Here is a 22,074-nt window from a genome sequence, read left to right as displayed (position 1 = left end):
GGTTCAATTGGTCCTGACCGGCACGATCTTGCCTTCGATCTTCGGCAACTCGGCGCTGGTGTCGGGCTTGTCGGCGCCCGCCCGGCGCGCCAGCTCCACCGTGAGCCGCTCGGCCGCCTCCGGCGTCATCAGGCCGAGAATGTCGGACATCTTGCGCGGGGCGATCTGGGACGCGATCTCGATCAGCACCGACATGTCGAGCCGGTCGAACACCTTGGCGGCGTCTTTCGGCTTCATGCCCTCATACATCGTGACGATGCTCTTGAAGCGGGCATTGTCGGCCTCGGTCTTGGCGGCCTGCGCTCCGGAAATCCGGCTCTCGATCGCCTTCATCTCGTCGGTCTTGGACTGGATGCGCTGCTCGGCGGCGCGCAACAGGCTCTCGCGAATGTCGATCTCGCGTTGGCGCGCTTCGAGCTCCTGGCGGCGCGACTGCAGCCGCTCGAGGATCGCCTTCTCGGCCGGCGATACCTGCTGCTGGTTCTCCTCGGGCTTGATCACGACGCCGTCGGGCTTGGTGTCCGGAGCGGCCGGCTTGGGCGCCTCCTCCTTCTTCTTCGGCTCGCCATGGGTCGAGCCGGTGACGATGTCATTGTCCTCGCGGCCCGGATAGCCCAGGTTTTCCTGGGCCCAGGACCGCTTGGTCGCCTGCGGATTGTACTCGAAGACGTAGCCGCCATCGATCACGAGGCCGGCCACCTTCAGGACCGCGAGGCAGGCCACCGCAATCAGGACGACGGGAATGACTCGGATGTTACGAAACGCATTCATGCAGCGAGGCCACCGGTCCTTCGACGTTCAGAGAATGCCTGAGCCGCGGCGGCGACCGCCTTGGCGCTGGAGACGCGGACAGGCTCGGCAGTGATCGCCGGCACCGGCGCGGGCGCGGGCTCCGACGCAGCTTCAGGCGCGGTGATCGGGCGCGCGGCGCTGGCGATGCGCGACAGCCGGCGCACGACGCCGTCGCTCTCGGCGAGTTGCTTGCGCAACTGATCCGACATCTGCGTCGCGGCCGCGAGCTGGTTGCCGAGATTTTCGTTGACGTCCCGTACCGCAAGCTTGAGGCCGCCGATCGCCCGCTCGGCGATCTCGGTCGCGGTGATCAGCTCGGCGATGACCGCCTTGAGCGAATGTTCGTCGGCCTTCAGCCGCTTGAGTCTGGAGTTCAGCAGCATGCAATAGCCGATGGTCAGCACCAGAAGGACCGCCACCAGGCTTTCGATGATCAATCCGAGCGAGTGGTTCATTGGGCCTCCATCAATTTGTTCTGGCCTTCGGCGCCTTCAAACATTGCGAGTGTAGTATTGGGCTTGCGCAAATTCTTGGTGACACGGATAGCGACGCGGTCGCCGACCCGGCCCATGCGTCCCTCCGTCAGCATCGTGCTGCCGCAACGGACCGCGACCAGCGCATCCGGGCGGATGTCGAGCGGCAGGGTGTCGCCGACCTTGAGCCGCATCAATTGCTTCAAGGGCACGTCGGCCTCGTAGAGCACCGCGTCGACGGCGACCTCGGCCTGGGCGATCTCGGTGGCGAAATGGCCTTCCCAGACCGGGTCGCGGCCGAATTTCTCGCCCATGAACATCTGCAACAGCACCGGCCGGATCGGCTCGATCGTCGCATAGGGCAGCAGGAGTTCGATATTGCCGCCGCGATCCTCCATGTCGATCCGCAGCTTTACCAGGATCGCGGCATTGGCGGGCCGGCTGATCGCGGCGAAACGCGGATTAGTCTCCAGCCGGTCGATCGTGAAGCGCACCGGCGAGAGCGGGCGGAACGCCTGCTCGGCGTCGCTCAGCACCACCTCGATCAGGCGCTTGACCAGATTGGTCTCGATCGTGGTGTAGGGCCGGCCCTCGACGCGCAGCTGGGTATTGCCGCGGCGGCCGCCCAGCAGCACGTCGATGATCGAATAGATCAGGGTCGAGTCGACGGTCGCGAGCCCGAAATTCTCCCACTCCTCCGCCTTGAACACCGACAGCACGGCCGGCAGCGGGATCGAGTTCATGTAGTCGCCGAAGCGCACCGAGGTGATGCGGTCGAGCGAGACCTCGACGTTGTCGGAGGTGAAGTTGCGCAAGGACGTCGTCATCAGCCGCACCAGGCGGTCGAAGACGATTTCGAGCATCGGCAGACGCTCGTAGGAGACCATCGCCGAATCGATGATCGCGCGAATGCCGGAGTGGTCGTCGAGATTGACCTCGCCTGCGGTGAAGCCGAGGAGATTGTCGATCTCCTCCTGCGACAGCACCCGCTCGCCGCCATTCTTGGTGGCGCCGAAATCGCGGCTGCCGTCCTCAACCATCGCGGCCCATTGCAGGGCCATCGATTCGGTGAGTTCGTTAGCTGCTGCGGCTTCCGCGGCCTCTGCGGGATCCTCCGAATCGAGCGAGGCTTCCCATTGCGCGGCTATCGCATCTTGGTCGACTGGATCGTTGCCTGCCATGATCTTGCGCTTCCGTGCCTTACTGGACCACGATTTCCTTGAACAACACCGCGTTGACCTGGTTGGGCGCCAGCGCGACGTTGACCCGCTTGGTGAGCTCCTCCTTCAGCCGGAACAGGCCCGCCGAGCCGTTGAGATCGCTTGGACGGAGCTCGCGCAGATAGGTCTGGAAGATGTCGGTGACGCGCGGCAGCGTCGGCTTGATATGCTCGACCTGCTTCTCCTCCTTCACCTCGAGCACGATCTTCACTTTCAGGTATTGGACGCGGTCGCCGGGATTGCCGACGAGGTTGACCAGCAGATCCGGTACCTCGACGAAGGCCGGCGGCTTCGGCGCCGGCGCCGCCTCGGCGTGATGCTCGTCGTTCTTGTGGCTGAAAAAGAAGAAATACGCCGCGCCGCCGATGCCGAGCAGCGCCAGGACACCGACGATCATGATGATCAGCTTGAGCTTGCTCTTCGGCGCGCCGGCTTGCTCTTCGCCTTCGCCTGCTCCGCCTTCATTCTCAGCCATGGCCTTCGGGATCCCCAAGGAAAATCACGGGAAGTCGAACCGATGCCGCCAGAAAGCACAATGACGCGAAACCAACGCTCCCAGCGCATCTGCGCTTCGTTGAGGGAACGCTACGGTAACAATGGTTAACGGAAGCTTTCTTTTGTTGAGGCGGTGGGAAAATCTTGCCGGGCAATTATGGTTGATAAGCCGTTATTGCCGGGTGTTTCGGGCGCGGCAAGAAAATCAAATCATTGAAACCACTCGATTTTTAGAGTTGGCACGACATTCGCTGTACTCCTCTCGAACCCGCCGGCTTGGGAGAGCTGAACGGTTCAGGAAGACCCGCTGAAGGCGGCCTTGGGAGAGGCACCGAAAGCGGTATTCGTTAAAAGGGGAGATCGACCGGTGGAGAATGCGCTTCTCATCGGATTGTCGCGGCAGATGGTGCTGGAGCGACAACTCGACGTCGTTGCCAACAACGTCGCCAACGTCAACACCAACGGCTTCAAGGCCGATCAGCAGCTCTTCGAGGAGTATCTCTCCTCCAAGGCTCACGAGGACAATTTTCCGGGCGCGAGCCGCAAGGTGTCCTATGTCCAGGACCGCGGCACCTATCGCGACTTTTCGCAGGGCTCGGCGCAGCACACCGGCAACGCGCTCGACGTCGCCATTTCGGGCAACGGCTTCCTGACGGTGCAGACCGCCGCCGGCGAGCGCTACACCCGCGACGGCAATCTGCACATGAACAATCTCGGCCAGCTCGTCACCGCCGCGGGCGATCTCGTGCTCGGCACCGGCGGCCCGATCGTGCTGCAGCCGACCGACCACGACATCAACATTTCCCCCGACGGCACCGTCACGGTGGTCGAGGGCGTCAACCGCACCGATTCGATCCGCGGCAAGCTGAAGCTGGTCAGCTTCGCCGACCCGCAACAGGCGCAGAAGCAAGGCAACAACCTCTATTCCGCCGCCGGCGGCGTGACGCCGCAGCCGGATACGAGGTCCACCGTCCAGCAGGGCTACATCGAAAAGTCGAACGTGAGCGCGGTCGGCGAGATGAGCAGGATGGTCGAAGTGATGCGCAGCTACACCCAGGTCGCCAACATGCTGCAGGTCCAGAGCGACATGCGCAAGAATGCGATCGAAAAACTCGCCGACGTTCCGGCCTGACCGCGACAGATTTGAAGGAGACGTGACATGCAGGCGCTTCACACCGCGGCAACCGGAATGGCGGCACAGGAACTCAATGTTCAGGTGATCTCCAACAACATCGCCAACCTCCGCACCACCGGCTTCAAGAAGCAGACGGCGGCGTTCCAGGACCTGATCTACGACCATGTGCGCCGCGTCGGCGCGCAGTCCTCCGACCAGGGCACGATCCTGCCCGTCGGCATCGACATCGGCGGCGGCGTCAAGACCGTCGGCACGCCGCGCTCGATGACGCAAGGCACGCTGTCGCAGACCGGCAACAGCCTCGACCTCGCGATCTCAGGCGAAGGCTTCTTCAAGATCCTGATGCCCGACGGTACCTTCCAATACACCCGCGACGGCACGTTCCAGATGGACAATCAGGGCCGCATCGTCACGGCCCAGGGCAACCCGGTGCAGCCGACGATCAGCATCCCGCAGAACGCGTCGGGCATCACGGTCAATGCGCAGGGCCAGGTGTCGGTGACGCTGCCGGGGTCGACAACCTCCAACATCGTCGGCCAGCTCCAGCTGACGCGCTTCATCAACAAGGCCGGGCCTGCAGCCGGTCGGCAACAACCAGTTCACCGACACACCCTCCTCCGGCGCGCCGCAGGACGGCGTCGCCAACCAGGATGGTCTCGGCAGCATCACCCAGGGCAGCCTCGAACAGGCCAATGTCGACGTCGTGAGCGAGATGAGCGAGCTGATCGCCGCCCAGCGCGCCTACGAGATGAACGCCAAGGTCATCTCCGCCGCCGACCAGATGATGCAGTCCACCACCGCGCTGTTCCGCTGAGGCCTGAAGGGAGATCGCCATGATGACCCGAACCGCCCACTCGCTCGTCCTCGCCGCCGCCCTGCTCGCCTCGACTGCGATGTCTGCGCTCGCCGGCGATGCCGACACACAGATCAAGGCTCCCGTCCTGCGCGCCACCGTCAACGTCACCGGCGACATCGTCCGCGTCGGCGATCTGATCGAGAATGCCGGGGCAGCGGCCGGCATCGCCGTCTATCGCGCCCCTGATCTCGGCACCACCGGCCTGCTGCCGACGGCCCAGGTGATCGCAGCCTTGCGCAATCACCAGGTCATCGGCGTCGATGTCCGCGACATCAAGGAAGTCGCGGTCAGCCGGCTGGCCCGTGCGATCGATGCCAAGGAGGTCAGCGCCGCCGTGGCCCAGGCGCTCGAGCACCGCAACGGACTGGGCGACGCGGCCAGCCTCAGCGTCAGCTTCGACCAGCCGGTGCAGGACCTGAAATTCGATGCCTCGGCCAGCGGCACGCTGGCGCCGACGAGCGTGCGCTTCGATCCGCGCAGCGGCCGGTTCGACGTCAATTTCGAGCTCGCCAATGGCAACGGCGCGACCCCGATCAAGCTGCGCTACACCGGCGTCGCGGTCGAGACGGTCGAGACGGTCGTGCTGATCCGCAATGTCGATCGCAACGAGATGATCCGCTCCTCCGACCTGCAGATCGAGCGGCGGCCCCGCGCCGAGCTCGCCGGCGGCGAGCCGGCCTCGCGGGAGCTCGCGGTCGGCATGCAGATGCGCCGGGCGGTCCGCGCCGGCCAGGCGCTGAAGACGACCGACCTCGCCAAGCCGGACCTGGTGCAGCGCGACCAGACCGTCACCCTGATCTACCAGACCGCGGGCATCTACCTCACCACCCGCGGCAAGGCGCTGGAAGCCGGCACCGATGGCGACGTCGTCAGCGTGCTCAATCTGCAGTCCAAACGCACGGTGACCGGCCGCGTCACCGGCCGCGGCCAGGTTTCGGTCGACATCGCCGTCGCGAAGCCCGCGCAGATGTCGGAAGCCGTGATGCCGGCGCCCGTCGCCGTCGCCAGCCGCCTTCCCGCCTCCGCCACCCCGAAAGCCGAGTAACTTCCATGTCCATGTTCAAGTTTGTTGCGCACAACTCTTCCGGCTTGCGGCGGGTCGCGCTGGTTTCCGTGTCCTTCGCGGTGCTGAGCTTCGCCGGCGGCTGCTCCTCGATCGACCGCATCTCGCAGATCGGCGAGCGGCCGAAGCTGACCGAGATCGACAATCCGACGACGCAGCCGGGCTACAAGCCGGTGCAGATGCCGATGCCGAAGCCGGAGGTGGTGTCCTACGCGCCGAACTCGCTGTGGCGCAACGGCTCGCGCGCCTTCTTCAAGGATCAGCGCGCCCGCCAGGTCGGCGACCTCCTGACGGTCACGGTGAGCATCTCCGACAAGGCCAACATCGCCAACGAGACGCAGCGCAGCCGCACCAACAAAGAAGACTCGGGGATCACCGATTTCGTCGGCTCGAAGACGCTCGGCGCCACCGGCAAGAACATTCTGCCCGGCCGCATCCTGACCGCCGACGGCACCTCGTCCTCCGACGGCAAGGGCACCATCCAGCGCTCGGAATCGCTGACCACCAGCGTCGCCGCGGTCGTGACCCAGGTGCTGCCGAACGGCAATCTGGTCGTCGAAGGCAAGCAGGAGATCCGGGTCAATTACGAGATCCGCGAGCTGATCGTGGCCGGCATCGTGCGCCCGGAAGACATCCAGAGCGACAACACGATCGACTCCACCAAGATTGCCCAGGCGCGCATCTCCTATGGCGGCCGCGGCCAGATCACGGACGTGCAGCAGCCGCGCTACGGCCAGCAGGTGATGGATATCCTGCTGCCGTTCTGAGGCAGAGATCATGAGCGGACGACCGGGCGGATGCACCACGCCCGGTCGCATGAAGACACCGCCGAGCTGATCCGATCTGCGGTCGGTCGCCGGGACAACAACGAAGGACCCGCATGAAAATCCCTCCCCCTGCGGGAGGGTCAGGCAAGGAACGGCCGAGCGCGACACGGATCATCCCCCGCAGCCGCCGCCCTTCTCCTGAGCACGAGCTCCCACATTGTCCAACGCGAACCTAGGCGCAGCGGGCAATGTATACGCGGCCTCCGGTAGCTCCCCTGCCGGAGGCCGTGTTCGTTTGCGCGCATCACGGATCGAAGGCGCTGCCGAGCGGACACCGGCTTGCGACGTCCCCTTCACACGAAGGCGGCCTCGACCACACCGAGCCCGTCCAGCTCCATGCGCACCCGGTCGCCAGCCTTCAGCCAGACCGTCTTCACCAGGCTCCCGGTCAGCACCAGTTCGCCGGCCTTCAGCCCCTGCCCGGTCGCGGCAAGATGGTTGGCGAGCCAAGCAAGCGCATGGAAGGGATGGCCCAGCACATCGGCTCCGGTGCCCTCGCCCGCCAGTTCATCATTGATCATGGCGCGTCCCCTCACGGTGAGCAGATCCGGCAGAGCGGAGTGTGCAACCGCGGCGCCGAGCACGCAGCCGGCGGCGAAGAAATCATCCGCGATCAGGGTCGGTGCCCCCAGCGTTTCCCATGTGACGTAGCGATCGTCCACGATCTCGATGGCCGGGTGACAGGCGCCGACGGCGGCCGCAACACGCTCCGCAGTGAACGGCGCCGCCTCTGGCGGCAGGTCCCGCGCGAGCCGGGTCGCGATCTCGCATTCGACACCGACCCGGACGTAGCCGGCCGCCGGCAGGCTCACGCCGCTGCCATGCACGCCGGTGGCGAACACGCCGCCGGCACATGGGTGCGGGATCTGCAGATAGTCCTGCATCACCTTGCTGGTGCAGCCGATCTTGTAACCGACGCGGGCGCCCTGGCGGATCGCAACCTGCTCATGCAGAGCGCGCTGCACGGCGTAACCTGCGGCTTCATCTTCAGGCTGAAGCTCAGGGGGCAAGGCTCCGAGCGGTGTCAATGCGGCCCTGGCGCGGGCGATCATCGCGGCGGCGACCGCCGCGGCATCAGCTTCCATGGACGTTCAACTCCGCTTGCCGACAGCTCCAACCGGCGTTGCAGGATTTATGGTGAAGAGTTTGTTTATAAACGGGATTTTCAATCCCGTCTCAGCTTCATCTGCAGCCTGAAGCGGCGACGGCACAACCGGCGTGTCAACGCAGGTCATCGCGTCAGCTGCCTGATCAAGCTCTCCGCGGTGGCCATGATCGCTTCCTCGTTGGACCGCGGGCTCCACCCCAGCAGCCGCTTCGCCTTGTCTGCGCTGGCCTCACAATAGCGCCCCACGAGCGGCAGCACAGCGCGCAGCTGCGGGACCGCCAGGGCCAGCGCGCGCACCAGCCAGTCTGGCAGCTCGTGGCGCGGCGCCCGTCGCCCTGACGCCCCCATCCGCGCCCGGAGCACCTCGGCGATCTGACGCAGCGACATCGCGGGGCCGGCGATGGCCAGGAAGCGCTCCCCCTTGGCGGCCGGTGCCGTCATCGCCCGCAGATGCAGATCGGCGACGTCGCGGACGTCGACCAGGCCGAAGCTGATGCGGGGCACGGCCGGGACCCGTCCGGCCAGGAGCGCCTGCACCATGGCGATCGAAGTCGAGACGTCCGGCCCCAGCACCGGACCGAGCACGGCCACCGGATTGACGGTCGCCAGTTCCAGACCGCCGCCTTCCTGCGCAATGAAGTGCCAGGCGGCGCGCTCCGCCAAGGTCTTCGACTTCGGATAAGGCTGCACGCCCGGACCATCGAGCTTGCTCCAATCGGTCTCGTCGAACGGATGGCGACGCCCCACGTGCCCGTAGCCGATCGCGGCGAAAGACGAGGTCACGACAGCCCGCTTCACGCCGGCCTCGCGCGCAGCTCGCAGCACGCGCAAGGTGCCGTCGCGCGCCGGCACGATCAGCTCATTTTCGTCCTTCGGCACATAGGCCAGCAGCGGCGAGGCGACGTGAAGCACGTAGTCGCAGCCGGTTGCGGCCGCGGCCCAGCCATCATCACGCGTGAGGTCGGCCGCGTAAAACGACAGCGGGCCGGTGTCCGTCGCCCCGCCGCGCTGAAGCATCGCCAGCACCTCGCTCTGCTGAGCGGGCGTGCGCAAGGTGGCGCGGACGCGATGGCCGGCGGCCAGAAGCTGCAGGATCACATGCGTCCCGATGAAGCCCGAGCCGCCGGTAACCAGAACCTCGCTCATTGCGCCTGCCCCTCACCTGTCCTCCTGCGAGGTCCATGTTGTGTCAGAACGCGATGGCACCTCCATGTCAGAGCCGTCGCCCGGCCATCCACAGCTGCGCGGGCCGTCAGGTCGCCTCGCCAACGGCCGCGGCCGGGCTCTGGCCGAGCGTTTCCAGCCAGGGCATGTCGAACTGGCAGGTCAGCCCGGTCTCGCCAAAGCTGCGCTGCAGATGCCTGACGGTACGCGTCAGCAACCGGCTGCCGAAGCCGACCACCGGCGGTTCACGCGCCGGCGGGCCGCCGCTTTCCTGCCAGCGGACGTGCAGAACGTCGGCACCGAGCGACCAACTGACGTTGACGTGGCCGTCCGGGGTGGAGAGCGCGCCATATTTGCTGGCGTTGCAGGCCATCTCATGAACGACCAGCGCCAGCTGGGTCGTCAGCTCGACGGGGACCAGGATGGTTGGACCGTGGATCACGAGCTGATCGGGCGTGCTGGCGAAAGGCGCGACCTGGCTTTGAATCAGCGCCGCGAGATCGGCGCCCTGCCAGTCGTTCTCGGCGAGGCTGGTGTGCACCGTGGCCAGCGCATGCAGGCGCGAGATGAAATCGCGGACCTTGACGTCCTGGCGCGGCAGCAATTGATGCGCCAGCGACTGGACTACAGCGAGGCTGTTCTTGACGCGGTGCGCCAGCTCGTGAACCAGCAGCTCGCGCCTCCGGTCGGCCTCCTTCGCCGCGGTCACATCGATATTGACACCGATCATCTGCAGATCGCTGCTGCCCTCCTCGGACAGCATGCGGGCGCGCGCCTCGATCCAGCGCACCGAACCGTCCGGCAGCGGCACCCGCCATTCCGAATCGAGCTCGCCGCTGATCAGGGCCTGCTTGTTGTCCCGGTCGGCGCGGGCTCGGTCTTCGGGGTGCACGAGCGCCAGCCAGTCGTCATAGGTGCCGTGGAAGGTCCCCGGAGCCAGACCGTAGAGCTCCTCGATCTCCGCAGACCAATGGCTGGTGTTGGACTTGCCGTCCCAGATGAACGTCCCGAGCCGGCCATATTTGGCTGCAAGCCGAAGTTGCCCTGCGCTGCGCGATGCATCGTCTCTGGCCTTGGCCAGCATCCTGAAGTTCTCCTGGAGGATGCGCGCGCTCTCCGCCTGCGCCCGCTCGGCTGCGGCAAGACGTGCGTTCAGCGCCCGTACCTCCGGCGGATCGGACGCCGCGGCCTCGCCGGGAATGGAGCTCCTGACCGCGATGCTGCCGAGCGGTCTGGCGATGCTGGCGGCGATCGCGGCCGCGAGCAGCAGCGCGAGCCCGCAAATGGTCGTTGCCGCAATCGTGGCGGTCTTGACGGTCGACGAGATCGCCTGCGTGAACGCGCCCTGCTTGATGCCGACCCCGACCGTCCAGCCGCTCAGCTGCGGGTGCGCATTGGCGTTGATGACGCGATCCCCCTCGATCGAGGTAAACTCCGCGATGCCGTCGACCGACGCATGCGCCCGCCAGCCGGCCGATGCGAGCTGGCCCGTGCTGGTGGCGTTCTTCGGGATGCGGGTGATGTAGCGGCCGCTTTCGTCCATGATGCCGACCAGCCAATCGGCCGGCAGCTGCTGCTGGGCCAGCAGCCGAGTATAATTCGACTCGGGCATGGCAATCGACAGGCAGCGGAACGGCTTGCCGTCCTTGAAGACGGGAATGTCGACGGTTGCGACCCACGCGCCGGAGTTCGGCCCCGTGAAGATGTCCGAGATCGACGGCCGTCCCGATCGGAAGGCGCGGTCCTGGGAGCGGCGGCCCTCCGGCGTGCGCTCTCCGAGCGGCTTGCCCGGCGCGGACACCGTGTTGAGCAGGAGGCGGCCATCCACATCCGAAACGATGATCCAGCCGTCCCCGCTGACGACACCGACGCGGCGCGCCTCCGCCTCGAATTCGGTGAGATCCGCTGCGCTGAGCTCGGGCGACTTCGCAAGCACCTCCGCCAGCGCGATATAGCGGCGCAACTCCGCATCGACGGCGCCGGAGATCGTCTGGGCTGCATAAGAAAGGCCGCGCCGGATCGATTCGTCCGCCGACTGCGCCAGCGAGGCGATGACATAGGCGATCAGGCCGACGCAGGGCAGGAACAGAATGCCCGCCAGCAACAGCAGCCGTCCCTTGATGCTCATCCCGCCATAGGAACGCTGCAGCATCGGGAGTAAGCGCCCGAGCAAGCGCCTTGGCATTTCCGGCTCGCGCATGATCCCCCGCGACGTGTTCCCAGATGGAACCGCCACCAACTCGGGAATAGCCGAAAGGTTCCTTGCAAAGTGGGGAAAGGCTGAACCAAAGGGAACGGCGGGGACGCCCCCTGCGGGGCTTCGCTCGATTCAGCCCACGAAAATACCGTCAGACCCAGAGCATGGCGATACGGCCGCACCCGGCGGGCGGCCGCAATCCCCGCTTGCTCTCACCGGCCTCGCGACTTACTCGTCGCGATAGACCTTTTCGCGCTTCTCGTGGCGCTCCTGCGCCTCGACCGACAGCGTTGCGATGGGCCGGGCTTCGAGTCGCTTGAGCGAAATCGGCTCGCCGGTTTCCTCGCAATAGCCGTAGGTATTGTCTTCGATGCGCTGAAGCGCAGCGTCGATCTTGGAGATCAGCTTGCGCTGGCGATCACGGGCGCGAAGCTCGATCGCCCGATCCGTCTCCGACGACGCACGATCGGCGAGGTCGGGATGGTTCACGTTCTCCTCCTGCAGAGCCTGCAGGGTGAGCTTCGATTCGCGCAGGATCTCCTCCTTCCATGCCAGCAGCTTGGCGCGAAAGTACTCGCGCTGGCGTTCGTTCATGAAAGGCTCTTTTTCGGAAGGTTTGTAGTTCTTCAACTTTTCCAAGGTCAGCCCATCTGTACGTGCTGGCGCCGGTCTCGGCACCGGCGGACGGAATACGCCCGTTCGCGGCCGCGTTATATAGCGGCCTCATGTGACAGACAATATTTCCATCGAGACGGGCACCCCGCCGTTGCACAGGCAAATTCGCGGCCTGCCGGCGGGGGCTTGGGGGCGACCTCAATAACCGACCGTGAAACGGGCCCGCCGGTGCGCCGGACGCTCGATTTCGTCGGCCATGGCCACGGCAAAGTCCTCGAACGAGATGAAGCTCTTGCCCTCGGCATCGACCAACAGCTGGTCCGTTCCGAGACGGAACTTGCCGGTCCGGCTGCCGAAATCGATCATTGCGGACGGCGACAGGAAGGTCCAGTCGAGCTCCTTCTCCTGGCGGAGCCGGTCGAGGAACGCCGCGCCCTTCTCGGCCTCGGCCTTATAGGCCGCCGGAAAGCCCGGCGTCGTCACCAGCCGCACGCCCGGCGCGACCTCCAGCGAGCCGGCGCCGCCGACCACAAGGTAACGCGATACGCCGGAGTCCTTTGCCGCCCCGATCAGGGTTTCGGCATCGCTGGCCGAGAAATGGATCGAGCTGATCGCGACGTCGTGGCCCGCCCAGAGCCGCGCCAGCTCGGCGCGGTCATTGGCGTCGCCCTTGACTGCCGTGACATTGGGATGCGCCAGGATCTTGTCGGGGTTTCGGGCGATGCCCGTGACCTGATGGCTACGGCCGGCGAGCTCGGCAGTGATGCGGGATCCGGCACGGCCGGACGCGCCGGCGACGGCGATCTTCATCTTGCAACTCCTTGGGTTCGGTCTGGTTCGCTCGGAGCGGAGCCCTGGACGGGCTTCCCCGGTATCCGATAGGAACTAGATAGCTGAACGATTGCTGGTGTTAAGAGCGCACTTCAAGATCACCTGGTCACGCTGGAGTAACCGATGAGAGCCGCGAACGTCTATTCAGCCGCCTGCCCGACCCGCCAGATCCTCGACCGGGTTGGCGACAAATGGGCGGTGCTGATCCTGATCCTGCTTCGCAACCAGCCCTTGCGCTTCAACCAGTTGCGCCGAACAATCGAAGGCATTTCGCAGAAGATGCTGTCGCAGGTGCTGAAGAGCCTGGAGCGTGACGGGCTGGTGCGGCGGCGCGCGATCGCGACGGTGCCGGTGACGGTGGAATATTCGATCACGCCGCTCGGCCTGACCTTGGCCGCCGCGGTCGATCCGTTGCGCGACTGGGCGGAGCGGCATCTGAAGGACGTCAGCGCCGCGCAACGGCGCTACGACGCGCAGCAGACCTCGAAGGCGGCGTAAGCACGTCTCGACCTCAGCCCTGCCCGGCCTTGGCGAGTTCAACCTCGACGCGCAGCTCGATCTCGGAGAGGATGGTGTCGAGCCGCGGATCGCCCGAGGATTGCTTGAGGTCGGCCGCAGCATCGCGCAGCCGCAGCGCCATCCGCGTGTCGAGCTTGCCGGACAACAACGCCAGCTTGAGATCGTCGAGCACGTCGAGCGCGCGCTTGCCGCGCTGGACCGAGCGCTTGCGCCGCTCCGCCGGATCCTCCTCGATGCCCTGCAGCGCCAGCAGCGCGTCGATATTCGCGGTCTGCTTCGGCGCCAGCGTCGCGCGCGTCTCCTGCGTCGTGCCGGCATCCGGCAGCTTGAACCCGCCCGACGAGGTCTTACGCGTGGAGCTCGTAGACGTGCCCAGCGTCGTGCCGTTCGGACCGTAGATGCGCATCGATGGCTCCCCGCAAGCTTTGCGTGTCGGCGCGGAGATTGGCTGCGCCGTGGTTAATGCGGCGTAAACGGCCCGGCAAATTCTGCCGGGGCGGCAGCTTCGTTCCCCCGGAGTAACCCTGGATCGCGACAAAGCCTGCGATTGATTTCACACTCTTTCAATGAGTTAGCCAGGAGCATCCGCCTGGCACAACCCTCGCATAGTTAACTCCGATCATGCGGTCATGGGAGTGGCCAAGTGATCTCTTGAAGAGCTCGAGGGGAGCATAGGATGCGCCGCGTCCATACTACGCGCCTGTTTCAGGTCGCCTGCGCCGCTATTGTGGCGTTGGCATCGTCTGCCATGTCCGCGCATGCGACCTCGCGGATCAAGGATCTCGCCAATATCGAAGGCGTGCGCCAGAACCAGTTGATCGGTTACGGCCTGGTGGTCGGCCTCAACGGCACCGGCGACACGCTGAACAACATTCCATTCACCAAGCAGTCGCTGCAGGCGATGCTCGAACGCATGGGCGTCAATATCCGCGGCGCCACCATCCGCACCGGCAACGTCGCGGCGGTCATGGTGACCGGCAACCTGCCGCCATTCGCCACCCAGGGCACGCGCATGGACGTCACGGTGTCGGCGCTCGGCGACGCCAAGAATCTGCAGGGCGGCACCCTGCTCGTGACGCCGCTGCTCGGCGCCGACGGCAATGTCTATGCGGTGGCGCAGGGCTCGCTCGCGATCTCAGGTTTCCAGGCCGAGGGCGAGGCCGCCAAGATCGTGCGTGGCGTGCCAACGGTCGGGCGCATCGCCAACGGCGCCATCATCGAGCGCGAGATCGAGTTCGCGCTGAACCGGCTACCGAACGTGCGGCTGGCACTGCGCAACGCCGACTTCACCACCGCCAAGCGCATCGCCGCCGCCATCAACGATTTTCTCGGCGTCAAGACCGCCGAACCGATTGATCCGTCGACGGTGCAGCTGAGCATTCCGCCGGAATTCAAAGGTAACGTCGTCGCCTTCCTGACCGAGATCGAGCAATTGCAGGTCGATCCCGATCTGGCCGCCAAGATCGTCATCGACGAACGCTCCGGCATCATCGTGATGGGCCGCGACGTCCGTGTGGCAACCGTCGCCGTGGCGCAGGGCAATCTGACCGTCACGATTTCCGAGAGTCCGCAGGTGAGCCAGCCCAACCCGTTGTCGCAGGGCCGCACGGTGGTCACGCCGCGCACCAGCGTCGGCGTCACCGAGGACGGCAAGAAGTTCGCGGTCGTCAAGGACGGCGTGTCGCTGCAGCAATTGGTCGACGGCCTCAATGGTCTCGGCATCGGACCGCGCGACCTGATCAGCATCCTGCAGGCGATCAAGGCGGCCGGCGCCATCGAAGCCGACATCGAGGTGATGTAATGGCCACCTCCTTCGTCGATTCCTACGGCGGTCGCGTTCCGCTGAGCATGCCGAGCGCCGCGGCCATGACCAAGCCGCACGCCGATCTCGATCTCGCCGACGCCCTGACCAAAGTATCGCCAAAAGCGCAGGCCAAAGCCAAGGCGACCGCGACCGATTTCGAGGCCATGTTCCTCAACTCGATGTTCGCGCAGATGACGAGCGGCGTGAAGGGTGACGGCCCGTTCGGCGACACCCCCAGCACCGGCGTCTGGCGTTCGATGCTGATGGAGCAATATTCGAAGAACTTCGCCAAAGCCGGCGGCGTCGGCCTTTCCAACGACGTCTTCCGCACCCTGATCCTGCAGCAGGCCAAGAGCAGCGGTTCGGGCGCCGACAATGGCAAAGCGTAGACGTAGGCGTTCACATCGCGGGAGTCAGAGCCGACTCGCGCCGACAGGAGTTACGAGATGACCGCACCGGCCCAGGCGAAGCCAACCACCTATGCAGCTGCCGCCAGCGCCGCCGAGGCGCGCGCGCTCGCCGACGAGATGATCGGCGTGATGAGCGAACTGCTCACCGTGATCGAACAGGAGACCGAGCTGGTCCGCGCCGGCAAGCTACGTGAGGGCATGGCGTTCGGGCCGAGAAAGACCGAGCTGTCGCGTCATTACGTCACCACGGTGGGCCGCCTGAAGGCCAGCCAACTATTCATGAAGCAGACGACACCCGAGCTGCTGGGAACCCTGCACCGCCACCACGATACCTTCCGCGCGATGCTCCAGGTGAACCTGACCGTGCTGGCCACCGCGCACGCGATCTCCGAAAAGGTCGTTCGCGGCGTCAACGCGGAGATCCAGCGGCGCAACGTCCCCAACACCTATACGGCCGGCGGCCGGCGCGCCGCCCCCGGTGCGCGGCACCTCACTCCGCTCGCGGTGAGCCGGACGCTCTGATCCCTGTTACGCCCTCCCGGCTTCGACGTTCGACAGCCGCGCCGCCGCCAAGGCCGCGCGGCTGTTGCCGTTGAATGGTCGGATAAGCTTAAAAGCCCGGCAGGTGTCGCAACGCTACATTCATTCTATTTCCTAACATAACGTTGATTGGTCACGTGCATAGTTGCACTCGGGATGGGTTGGGAATTGACTCGATGGCCATGAGGAGGCTGCCATGAGTTCCGACTTCAGCGTGAGACCGGTAGGAGCGGCTTCACCTGCTCCGATACTCCAGCCGTCGAGCCAGGCGGTGGTGAACGCTGTTCCGACGGATCTTCCTCCGAGCCAGACCGTGACCGCGGCCGAGGGCAGCACTCCTGTGCGCAACGACGTGCCGACCAACGTTGCCAGCGACCTCTCGGTTTCGCACCAGGCCTATTATGATCGTGCCGCTGCCGCGTTGGTGTTCCAGGTCGTCAACCGCAAGACCGATCAAGTCGTGGCCCAATATCCCGACGAGGCCGTTCTGAGACGCCGCGCCTACTTCAACACGCTGGACATGCAGAAGGACTTGCAGAAGGAAGATCTGCCGCGGGTGATGCCCACCGACCGAACCGCCTGAGCCGCCATTGGTCATCGCCCACCGCAACAAAAACGCCGCCCCAATGGGCGGCGTCTGCGTTCTGGCACGGCAGCAATGCCGGGCGAATCAACTGCCCTGGGTGGCGTAGGCGGTGTCGAGATAGGTCTGGCCGGAGGCCGCGTCCGTCACCACGTTCTTGATCTGGGCCTTTCCCTTGGCCGTCAAGGTGAACTTGGTATCGCCGACCCTGAACGCGTTGTCCTTGATCAGAACTTCCTGATATTTGCTCACGCCCTCGCTCTGATAGCGAACCTTGGCGCGAAAGCCATCGACATTGGAGATCGACACCGTGAACGACTTGCCGTTGGCGTATTTGCCGCTCCAGCTGCCTTGATACAGGCTCGGATCGACCGCGACATATTTGCTGCTGCCGTGCGCGGTATTGAGCACGCTCGATTTGTAGGATGCGGACAGGATGCCGGTGATATCAGCCATGGCTATGCCTCTCCTCTGCCCGCTCCCGATCGATCAGCTGCGTCCGGACAGGCCCGCGGCGATATGGCAGTTGATGTCGATGAGCGATTTCAGCTTCGCCGGATCGGGATCCATCTGCATTTCGATCGTCTGCTTCATGACGAACACGCCGATATTGGCGATGTTCTGACGAATCTCGATCGAATTCGGATTATCGTTCATTTCCACTGCGCTCATGAAGATCGTCCAGAGACGACGATTGAACAGCAGTGCCTTGTACATGTTGCGGTCAGGACCATTCCAATTGGCCTGCACGTCCTGCAGCTGCCGCGCCGCCTTCAACAATGCCTGAGCTTCGATCTCCCGTGGTGATGCCGTCGTCTGCGACGTGCGTGCATAGGCTTGAGCGGCATATGACATCAAATACTCCGGACTGACGCGGGGACACGACCAAACTGCTCAGGTTTTGTACGTTGGCTGCCTTTAAAATATGGTTAGCAGCTGTTAGCGCATTTCACATCCAACCGTTGCAGGACACCGCGAAATCATCGGCCCTGCTGGACGTCTTAATTTGTTGCGAACGCCGTGAGACAAAATCTCACGAATAGGACGCCGTGCCGCGCGGCCTGACCACCTTCAGCCACGCGAATTTCGTCGCGAATTGCGCTGCTCGCGCGCTGCTCGCGTCAGCGCCGCGCCAGCTCCATGAGCGTCGCAGACAAAACAAAAGCGGCGGGCCATGCCCGCCGCTTCGAAGAATGAGATCGAGACGATCAGCGCAGCAGCTGCAGGACGCTGGCCTGCGACTGATTGGCCAACGCCAGTGCTGACACCGCGATCGACTGGCGGGTCGACAGCGCCTGGCTGTTGGCCGCTTCCTCGTTGGTGTCGGCCAACGTCAGATTCGACGAGCCGGTCTGCAGCACGTTGATCAGGTTCTTGTTGAAGTCCTGACGGATCTGCACGATCGAGAGGTTCGAACCGAGCGACGACGCTTCCGATCGGATCGCGGTCGAAGCGCTGTTCAAGGTACTCAGGACCTTGTTGGCCGAATTGCTGTCGAGGAAGTCGGTGCCGACGACCAGCGCCGACAGGCCGAGGCCGGTGCTGTTGAACGTCACGCCGGTGATGTTCAGTGTCGAGCGGCCGGTCTCGTTGAAGACCAGTTTCAACGTATCGCCGTTGAGCAGGTTGATGCCGTTGAACGAAGCGTCCTGCGCGGTCGTATTGATCTGCGCGAGCACGTTGTTGTACTGCGCGATCAAGCCGGCTCGCGTGGTCTGCGAGTTGGTGTCGGCCACCGGGGTCGATGCAGTCACGCCGTTGAAGGCCATGCTGGAAGCGGTCGACGAGCCGGCAACCGCGCCGATCGTCGACGAGGCCGCCTCGTTGGTCGTCAGGATCGTGAGCTGACCGGTTGTGCTCAGGCTGGCCTGCAGGTTGTTCGAGGCAAGCGCGGTGTTGAGCTGCGCCAGGGTTGATATCTGCGACGCACCGGTGCCGAAGGTGATGTTCGTCGCGACACCGCCTCCTGTCGAGGCTATTGTCAGTGTCTGTCCTGACAATGCAGGTGGATTGCGTGTCGTGGTTGCGGCCGTCAATCCGAGCTTGGCCAAGGCCGTGCCCGAGACCGTCAGATCCTGCGCTGTGCCTGTCGCCAGCGCGATCTTGCCGCCGGCCACGTTGGAAGGGGTCGCCGTCGCGCCGGTCACCGAGTCGATCGCGGCCAGCAGGTTGCTGACGGTGTCGCCGACGCCGATATTGGTGCCGGCCGACACGGAACCGGCAACGAAGGTGAACACCACGCCGTTGACCACGAGCGTGTCGCCGGTCGTGATGCTGGAGGCCAGGTCGTTCGACGTCGAACTCGCGGTGCCGGACAACCGCGTCGAACCGGTGATCGCCACGGCGGAGCTCAGATTGTCATTGTTGACGGCGCTGCCGGTCACGAAGTTGTTCGACGAGCTGCCGAGCAGGTTGTTGGCCGTCGCCCCGGGGATGACGGCTGACGTGATGCTCGACTTTGTGGTGTAGCCCGTGGGGGCCTGGAGGACCTGGCTCGCGATCGACTTGGCGCTGTCGACCAGCTTCTGGAGCGAGGTCAGGCCGGTATTCGCGGCTTGCAGAACCTGGACACCGTTACCGATGCTATCGAGCAGGTTCGCGATATCGCTCGCGCGATTGTTGAGTGATTGCGCAGTAAAGAATTCGGTGGGATTGTCGAGCGCAGTGTTGACCTTGTTGCCGGTGGCCAGGTTGTTTTGTGTCGTGGCCAGCAGCGATGCCGTATTTTGCAAGGCCAGCAGGTTTTGGCGAACCGAAGCCGAAAGAACAATACCGGACATGTGTGTGAAACCTTCCTAGTTATTCACCAGGAGGTTCTAATCCACCCACTTTTAAAACATGGTTAATGGCGCTTTAAATTTGTTGCTTAACGAATGGTTACCATTCTCCCTGCTGCCCGCGCTTCGTCGTCGAACCAGTATTGATACGGGCCAGCGCCCCGGATCAGGCGCAAAAAAGCGGCGGGGTTTCCCCCGCCGCTTTCGATTTTGAGATGATGCGACTGGACCTCAGCGCAGCAACTGCAGCACGCTCGCCTGCGACTGGTTGGCGAGCGACAGCGCGGACACCGCGATCGACTGGCGGGTCGACAGCGCCTGGCTGTTGGCCGCTTCCTCGTTGGTGTCGGCCAAGGTCAGGTTCGACGAACCGGTCTGCAGCACGTTGATCAGGTTCTTGTTGAAGTCCTGACGGATCTGCACCACCGACAGGTTCGAACCCAAGGTCGACGCCTCCGACCGCAGCGAGGAGCTAGCCGTGTTGAGCACGTTCAGCACCTTGTTCGCCGAATTGTTGTCGAGGAAGTCGGTCCCCGCGGTCAGGTTCGACAGGCCGAGACCTGCGATGTTGAAGGTCACGCCGGTGATCGACAGCGAGGACTTGCCGGTCTCGTTGAAGGTGAGCTTCAGCGTGTCGCCGTTGAGCAGGTTCACGCCGTTGAACGAGGCGTCGGCCGCCGTGGTGTTGATCTGCTGCAGCACGTTGTTGTACTGCGCGACCAAGCTTGATCGCTGCGACTGCGCGGTCGCATCAGCCACCGGAGCCGCCGCCGTCAGGCCGTTGAAGGACTGGCTCGCCGCCGCCGCCGTACCGCCGATCGCGCCGATCGTGGCCGAGGCCGCATCGTTGGTCGTGGTGATCGATACCTTGCCGGTCAATGTGTCGAACGAGGCCTGCAGGTTGTTGGCCGCAAGCTTCGCATTCAGGTCGTTCAACGAGTTGACCTGCCCTGTTCCCAGACCGAACGTGACACTGGTCGCCGTGCCACCTCCTGTGGCGCCGATCGTCAACGTCTGCCCAGACAGCGAATTGCCGACAGCACTGAGGCCGAGCTTGGCCAGTGACGTACCGGACAATGTCAGGCCTGCCGCCGGAGGCGTCAGCGTGATCGCACCAGCCGTGATCGACGAGGTCACGCCGGTCGCGCTCTGGATGGTCGACAGCAGGTTCGTAACGCTGTCACCGATACCGATATTGGTGCCCGACGAGGAAGTGCCGGCGACAAAGGTAAAGGTGGTGCCGTTGACGACCAGCGTGTCGGCCGTGGTGATGCCGGTGGCCAGGTTGTTCGACGCGGTACCTGCCGTACCCGACAGCTTGGTCGAGCCGGTGATCGCCACCGCCGTCGAGGTGTTGTCGTTCAGCACGGCGGTGCCGGTGACGGCGGTGGTGCTGGCGCCGATCAGGCTGTTGGCATTTGCACCGGTCAGCGCAGCGGAGGTCACGTTCGACTTGGTGGAGTATCCGACCGAGCTCTGCAGCACCTGGTTGGCGATCGACTTGGCGCTGTCGACGAGCTTCTGCAGCGAGGTGATGCCGGTGTTGGCGGCCTGCAGGACCTGCACGCCGTTGCCGATACCATCGAGCAGATTGGAGATGTCGGAAGCGCGGTTGTCGAGGCCCTGGGCGGTGAAGTAGTTGGTCGGGTTGTCGAGCGCCGAGTTGACCTTCTTGCCGGTGGCGAGGTTGTTCTGGGTGGTGGCGAGGAGCTGAGCGGTCGACTGGAGCGAGAGCAGATTCTGGCGCACCGACGCCGAGAGAACAATACCTGACATTTTCATACCCTTCTGGTGTGAAACAAACTGCCCGATCCCTTCAGGATCAAGGCGACGCCCGCGATCGTCTGCGCGATCGGGCGACGTCCGTTAAGGTAAACAGGGGTAGCTAACAAAGGGTGAAACCCGACCCTCAGGCAGGCCGTTCCGGGTGCGGGTGCAAAGCCGCGCAACTCGGCGGCATGCAACCAATCATCTCTAAAATCAGCGATTTTTGCCGGCCAACGCCACTGTTTACCGATCATTAACCATGTTCAGAAAGGATTGCTGCGCGCCGACTGATCGCGCCGCAGGCTCTTCGCACATTCTGCACCGGCCGCCGAATGGCTGTCGGCTTCGAAGAAGCAGGTTGGGCGCCGCACCGATCGCGGCAACGGAGAACGAGAATGGCCTTGAAAGTCGAACTGAAGCCGCATGAACGCATCATCATCGGCTCCTGCGTGATCACCAACACCGATCAGCGCGCGCGGCTCCTGATCGATGGCGACAACATTCCGATTCTGCGCGAGAAGGATATTCTGACGCCCGAGACCGCCGATACGCCAGCCAAGCTGGTCTATTTGGCCGTCCAGCTGATGTACATTTCCCCCGGGGCGGACACCAATCACGGCACCTATTTCAATCTGCTGCGCGACATCATCACGACGGTCCCGAGCGCGTGGCCGATCATCGAGGCCATCAACGGTCATATCCTCAACGGCGACCTCTATCAGGCGCTGAAGGAGGCCAAGAAGCTCGTCGCCTATGAGAAGAAGCTGATCGAACAGGCCGAAGCCGAACAGCAGGCCGAAGCCGAGGCGCAGAACAAGCCCGTAAGCTCTGCGGCCTGAGCCGCCTCTCCCGATTGCAAGGGCCCGGCTCACGACGGGAACTGGCTCCTTCGTCTACG

At 64.4% G+C, this 22,074-nt stretch carries 23 protein-coding genes and 1 pseudogene; 10 read left to right on the top strand and 14 right to left on the bottom strand.

Features of this window, described 5'->3' with window-relative positions; genetic code table 11:
* Positions 1 to 3 precede the first annotated feature (3 nt).
* From ACVIJ6_RS23255 to fliL, 4 genes are read right to left on the bottom strand one after another with little or no spacing between them, the layout of a single operon-like run.
* A complete protein-coding gene (locus ACVIJ6_RS23255; RefSeq protein ID WP_456774605.1) occupies positions 4 to 771 on the bottom strand; it encodes a MotE family protein in 768 nt (255 codons plus the stop codon).
* Complete coding sequence (locus ACVIJ6_RS23250) at positions 768 to 1,247, bottom strand: DUF6468 domain-containing protein (protein ID WP_012045428.1); 480 nt, start codon at positions 1,245 to 1,247, stop codon at positions 768 to 770. Before ACVIJ6_RS23250 ends, ACVIJ6_RS23255 begins: the two co-directional genes overlap by 4 nt.
* A complete protein-coding gene (gene fliM / locus ACVIJ6_RS23245; RefSeq protein ID WP_012045429.1) occupies positions 1,244 to 2,446 on the bottom strand; it encodes a flagellar motor switch protein FliM in 1,203 nt (400 codons plus the stop codon). The genes ACVIJ6_RS23250 and fliM overlap by 4 nt, the downstream gene beginning before the upstream one ends.
* Before the next feature lie 19 nt (positions 2,447 to 2,465).
* Positions 2,466 to 2,960 (bottom strand): flagellar basal body-associated protein FliL, encoded by a 495-nt coding sequence (fliL, locus tag ACVIJ6_RS23240; RefSeq protein ID WP_012045430.1) that lies wholly within the window; start codon positions 2,958 to 2,960, stop codon positions 2,466 to 2,468.
* Positions 2,961 to 3,347: 387 nt separating this feature from the next.
* Between fliL and flgF the strand changes: the two genes are divergently transcribed.
* The 4 genes and pseudogenes from flgF to flgH all read left to right on the top strand — a co-directional run bounded on the left by flgF (position 3,348) and on the right by flgH (position 6,801).
* Positions 3,348 to 4,112: a flagellar basal-body rod protein FlgF gene (gene flgF, locus ACVIJ6_RS23235; protein ID WP_456774604.1), complete on the top strand. Its 765-nt coding sequence runs from the start codon at positions 3,348 to 3,350 to the stop codon at positions 4,110 to 4,112.
* Positions 4,113 to 4,139: 27 nt separating this feature from the next.
* Positions 4,140 to 4,929, top strand: a pseudogene (gene flgG, locus ACVIJ6_RS23230) (flagellar basal-body rod protein FlgG).
* A 19-nt stretch (positions 4,930 to 4,948) separates the two neighbouring features.
* Positions 4,949 to 6,016 (top strand): flagellar basal body P-ring formation chaperone FlgA, encoded by a 1,068-nt coding sequence (flgA, locus tag ACVIJ6_RS23225; protein WP_456774603.1) that lies wholly within the window; start codon positions 4,949 to 4,951, stop codon positions 6,014 to 6,016.
* 5 nt (positions 6,017 to 6,021) lie between these two features.
* Positions 6,022 to 6,801 carry a flagellar basal body L-ring protein FlgH gene (gene flgH / locus ACVIJ6_RS23220; RefSeq protein WP_172241673.1) on the top strand — a complete coding sequence of 260 codons (780 nt, stop codon included), beginning with the start codon at positions 6,022 to 6,024 and terminating at the stop codon, positions 6,799 to 6,801.
* A gap of 353 nt (positions 6,802 to 7,154) precedes the next feature.
* On the opposite strand, the gene ACVIJ6_RS23215 is transcribed toward flgH, so the two are convergent.
* From ACVIJ6_RS23215 to ACVIJ6_RS23195, 5 genes are all read right to left on the bottom strand, one after another.
* Positions 7,155 to 7,946: a 2-keto-4-pentenoate hydratase gene (locus tag ACVIJ6_RS23215; protein WP_456774602.1), complete on the bottom strand. Its 792-nt coding sequence runs from the start codon at positions 7,944 to 7,946 to the stop codon at positions 7,155 to 7,157.
* Between the two features lie 146 nt (positions 7,947 to 8,092).
* Positions 8,093 to 9,115 carry an SDR family oxidoreductase gene (locus tag ACVIJ6_RS23210; protein WP_456774601.1) on the bottom strand — a complete coding sequence of 341 codons (1,023 nt, stop codon included), beginning with the start codon at positions 9,113 to 9,115 and terminating at the stop codon, positions 8,093 to 8,095.
* A gap of 106 nt (positions 9,116 to 9,221) precedes the next feature.
* The gene (locus ACVIJ6_RS23205; RefSeq protein WP_456774600.1) at positions 9,222 to 11,285 is read right to left on the bottom strand and encodes a sensor histidine kinase; all 2,064 of its coding nucleotides are present in this window, start codon (positions 11,283 to 11,285) and stop codon (positions 9,222 to 9,224) included.
* Between the two features lie 273 nt (positions 11,286 to 11,558).
* A complete protein-coding gene (gene dksA / locus ACVIJ6_RS23200) occupies positions 11,559 to 11,924 on the bottom strand; it encodes an RNA polymerase-binding protein DksA (RefSeq protein WP_172114412.1) in 366 nt (121 codons plus the stop codon).
* A gap of 219 nt (positions 11,925 to 12,143) precedes the next feature.
* Positions 12,144 to 12,755, bottom strand: coding sequence for an NAD(P)-dependent oxidoreductase (locus tag ACVIJ6_RS23195; RefSeq protein ID WP_456774599.1), 612 nt, complete (start codon positions 12,753 to 12,755; stop codon positions 12,144 to 12,146).
* Positions 12,756 to 12,899: 144 nt separating this feature from the next.
* On the opposite strand from ACVIJ6_RS23195, the gene ACVIJ6_RS23190 reads away from it, so the two are divergent.
* Positions 12,900 to 13,274 carry a winged helix-turn-helix transcriptional regulator gene (locus ACVIJ6_RS23190; protein ID WP_456774598.1) on the top strand — a complete coding sequence of 125 codons (375 nt, stop codon included), beginning with the start codon at positions 12,900 to 12,902 and terminating at the stop codon, positions 13,272 to 13,274.
* Positions 13,275 to 13,287: 13 nt separating this feature from the next.
* Here ACVIJ6_RS23190 and ACVIJ6_RS23185 read toward each other — a convergent pair whose 3' ends face one another.
* Positions 13,288 to 13,701 (bottom strand): flagellar assembly protein FliX, encoded by a 414-nt coding sequence (locus tag ACVIJ6_RS23185; RefSeq protein WP_012045440.1) that lies wholly within the window; start codon positions 13,699 to 13,701, stop codon positions 13,288 to 13,290.
* 270 nt (positions 13,702 to 13,971) lie between these two features.
* Here ACVIJ6_RS23185 and ACVIJ6_RS23180 point away from each other — a divergent pair, with 270 nt between their 5' ends.
* The 4 genes from ACVIJ6_RS23180 to ACVIJ6_RS23165 all read left to right on the top strand — a co-directional run bounded on the left by ACVIJ6_RS23180 (position 13,972) and on the right by ACVIJ6_RS23165 (position 16,632).
* Positions 13,972 to 15,096 carry a flagellar basal body P-ring protein FlgI gene (locus ACVIJ6_RS23180; RefSeq protein ID WP_456774597.1) on the top strand — a complete coding sequence of 375 codons (1,125 nt, stop codon included), beginning with the start codon at positions 13,972 to 13,974 and terminating at the stop codon, positions 15,094 to 15,096.
* Positions 15,096 to 15,488, top strand: a complete 393-nt coding sequence (gene flgJ, locus ACVIJ6_RS23175; protein WP_012045442.1) for a flagellar assembly peptidoglycan hydrolase FlgJ — start codon at positions 15,096 to 15,098, stop codon at positions 15,486 to 15,488. The genes ACVIJ6_RS23180 and flgJ overlap by 1 nt, the downstream gene beginning before the upstream one ends.
* 57 nt (positions 15,489 to 15,545) lie before the next feature.
* The gene (locus ACVIJ6_RS23170; protein ID WP_456774596.1) at positions 15,546 to 16,031 is read left to right on the top strand and encodes a hypothetical protein; all 486 of its coding nucleotides are present in this window, start codon (positions 15,546 to 15,548) and stop codon (positions 16,029 to 16,031) included.
* A gap of 214 nt (positions 16,032 to 16,245) precedes the next feature.
* Complete coding sequence (locus tag ACVIJ6_RS23165) at positions 16,246 to 16,632, top strand: hypothetical protein (protein ID WP_456774595.1); 387 nt, start codon at positions 16,246 to 16,248, stop codon at positions 16,630 to 16,632.
* Positions 16,633 to 16,719: 87 nt separating this feature from the next.
* Here the strand turns inward: ACVIJ6_RS23165 and ACVIJ6_RS23160 are convergent, their stop codons facing one another.
* The 4 genes from ACVIJ6_RS23160 to ACVIJ6_RS23145 form a co-directional block, all read right to left on the bottom strand.
* On the bottom strand, positions 16,720 to 17,088 hold the full coding sequence (locus tag ACVIJ6_RS23160) for a hypothetical protein (protein WP_456774594.1): 369 nt from the start codon (positions 17,086 to 17,088) through the stop codon (positions 16,720 to 16,722).
* A gap of 33 nt (positions 17,089 to 17,121) precedes the next feature.
* Positions 17,122 to 17,487: a flagellar biosynthesis regulator FlaF gene (gene flaF, locus ACVIJ6_RS23155; RefSeq protein ID WP_041750890.1), complete on the bottom strand. Its 366-nt coding sequence runs from the start codon at positions 17,485 to 17,487 to the stop codon at positions 17,122 to 17,124.
* A 353-nt stretch (positions 17,488 to 17,840) separates the two neighbouring features.
* Entirely contained in the window at positions 17,841 to 19,412 is a 1,572-nt protein-coding gene (locus tag ACVIJ6_RS23150) for a flagellin N-terminal helical domain-containing protein (RefSeq protein WP_456774593.1), read from the bottom strand.
* 228 nt (positions 19,413 to 19,640) lie between these two features.
* Positions 19,641 to 21,185, bottom strand: a complete 1,545-nt coding sequence (locus tag ACVIJ6_RS23145; RefSeq protein ID WP_456774592.1) for a flagellin N-terminal helical domain-containing protein — start codon at positions 21,183 to 21,185, stop codon at positions 19,641 to 19,643.
* Positions 21,186 to 21,571: 386 nt separating this feature from the next.
* On the opposite strand from ACVIJ6_RS23145, the gene flbT reads away from it, so the two are divergent.
* A complete protein-coding gene (flbT, locus tag ACVIJ6_RS23140; RefSeq protein WP_456774591.1) occupies positions 21,572 to 22,015 on the top strand; it encodes a flagellar biosynthesis repressor FlbT in 444 nt (147 codons plus the stop codon).
* Positions 22,016 to 22,074 lie beyond the last annotated feature (59 nt).

The sequence above is a fragment of the Bradyrhizobium sp. USDA 4369 genome (assembly GCF_054056435.1).
Note: the sequence above shows the minus strand (reverse complement) of the source record. Positions and strands in the feature narration are given on the sequence as shown.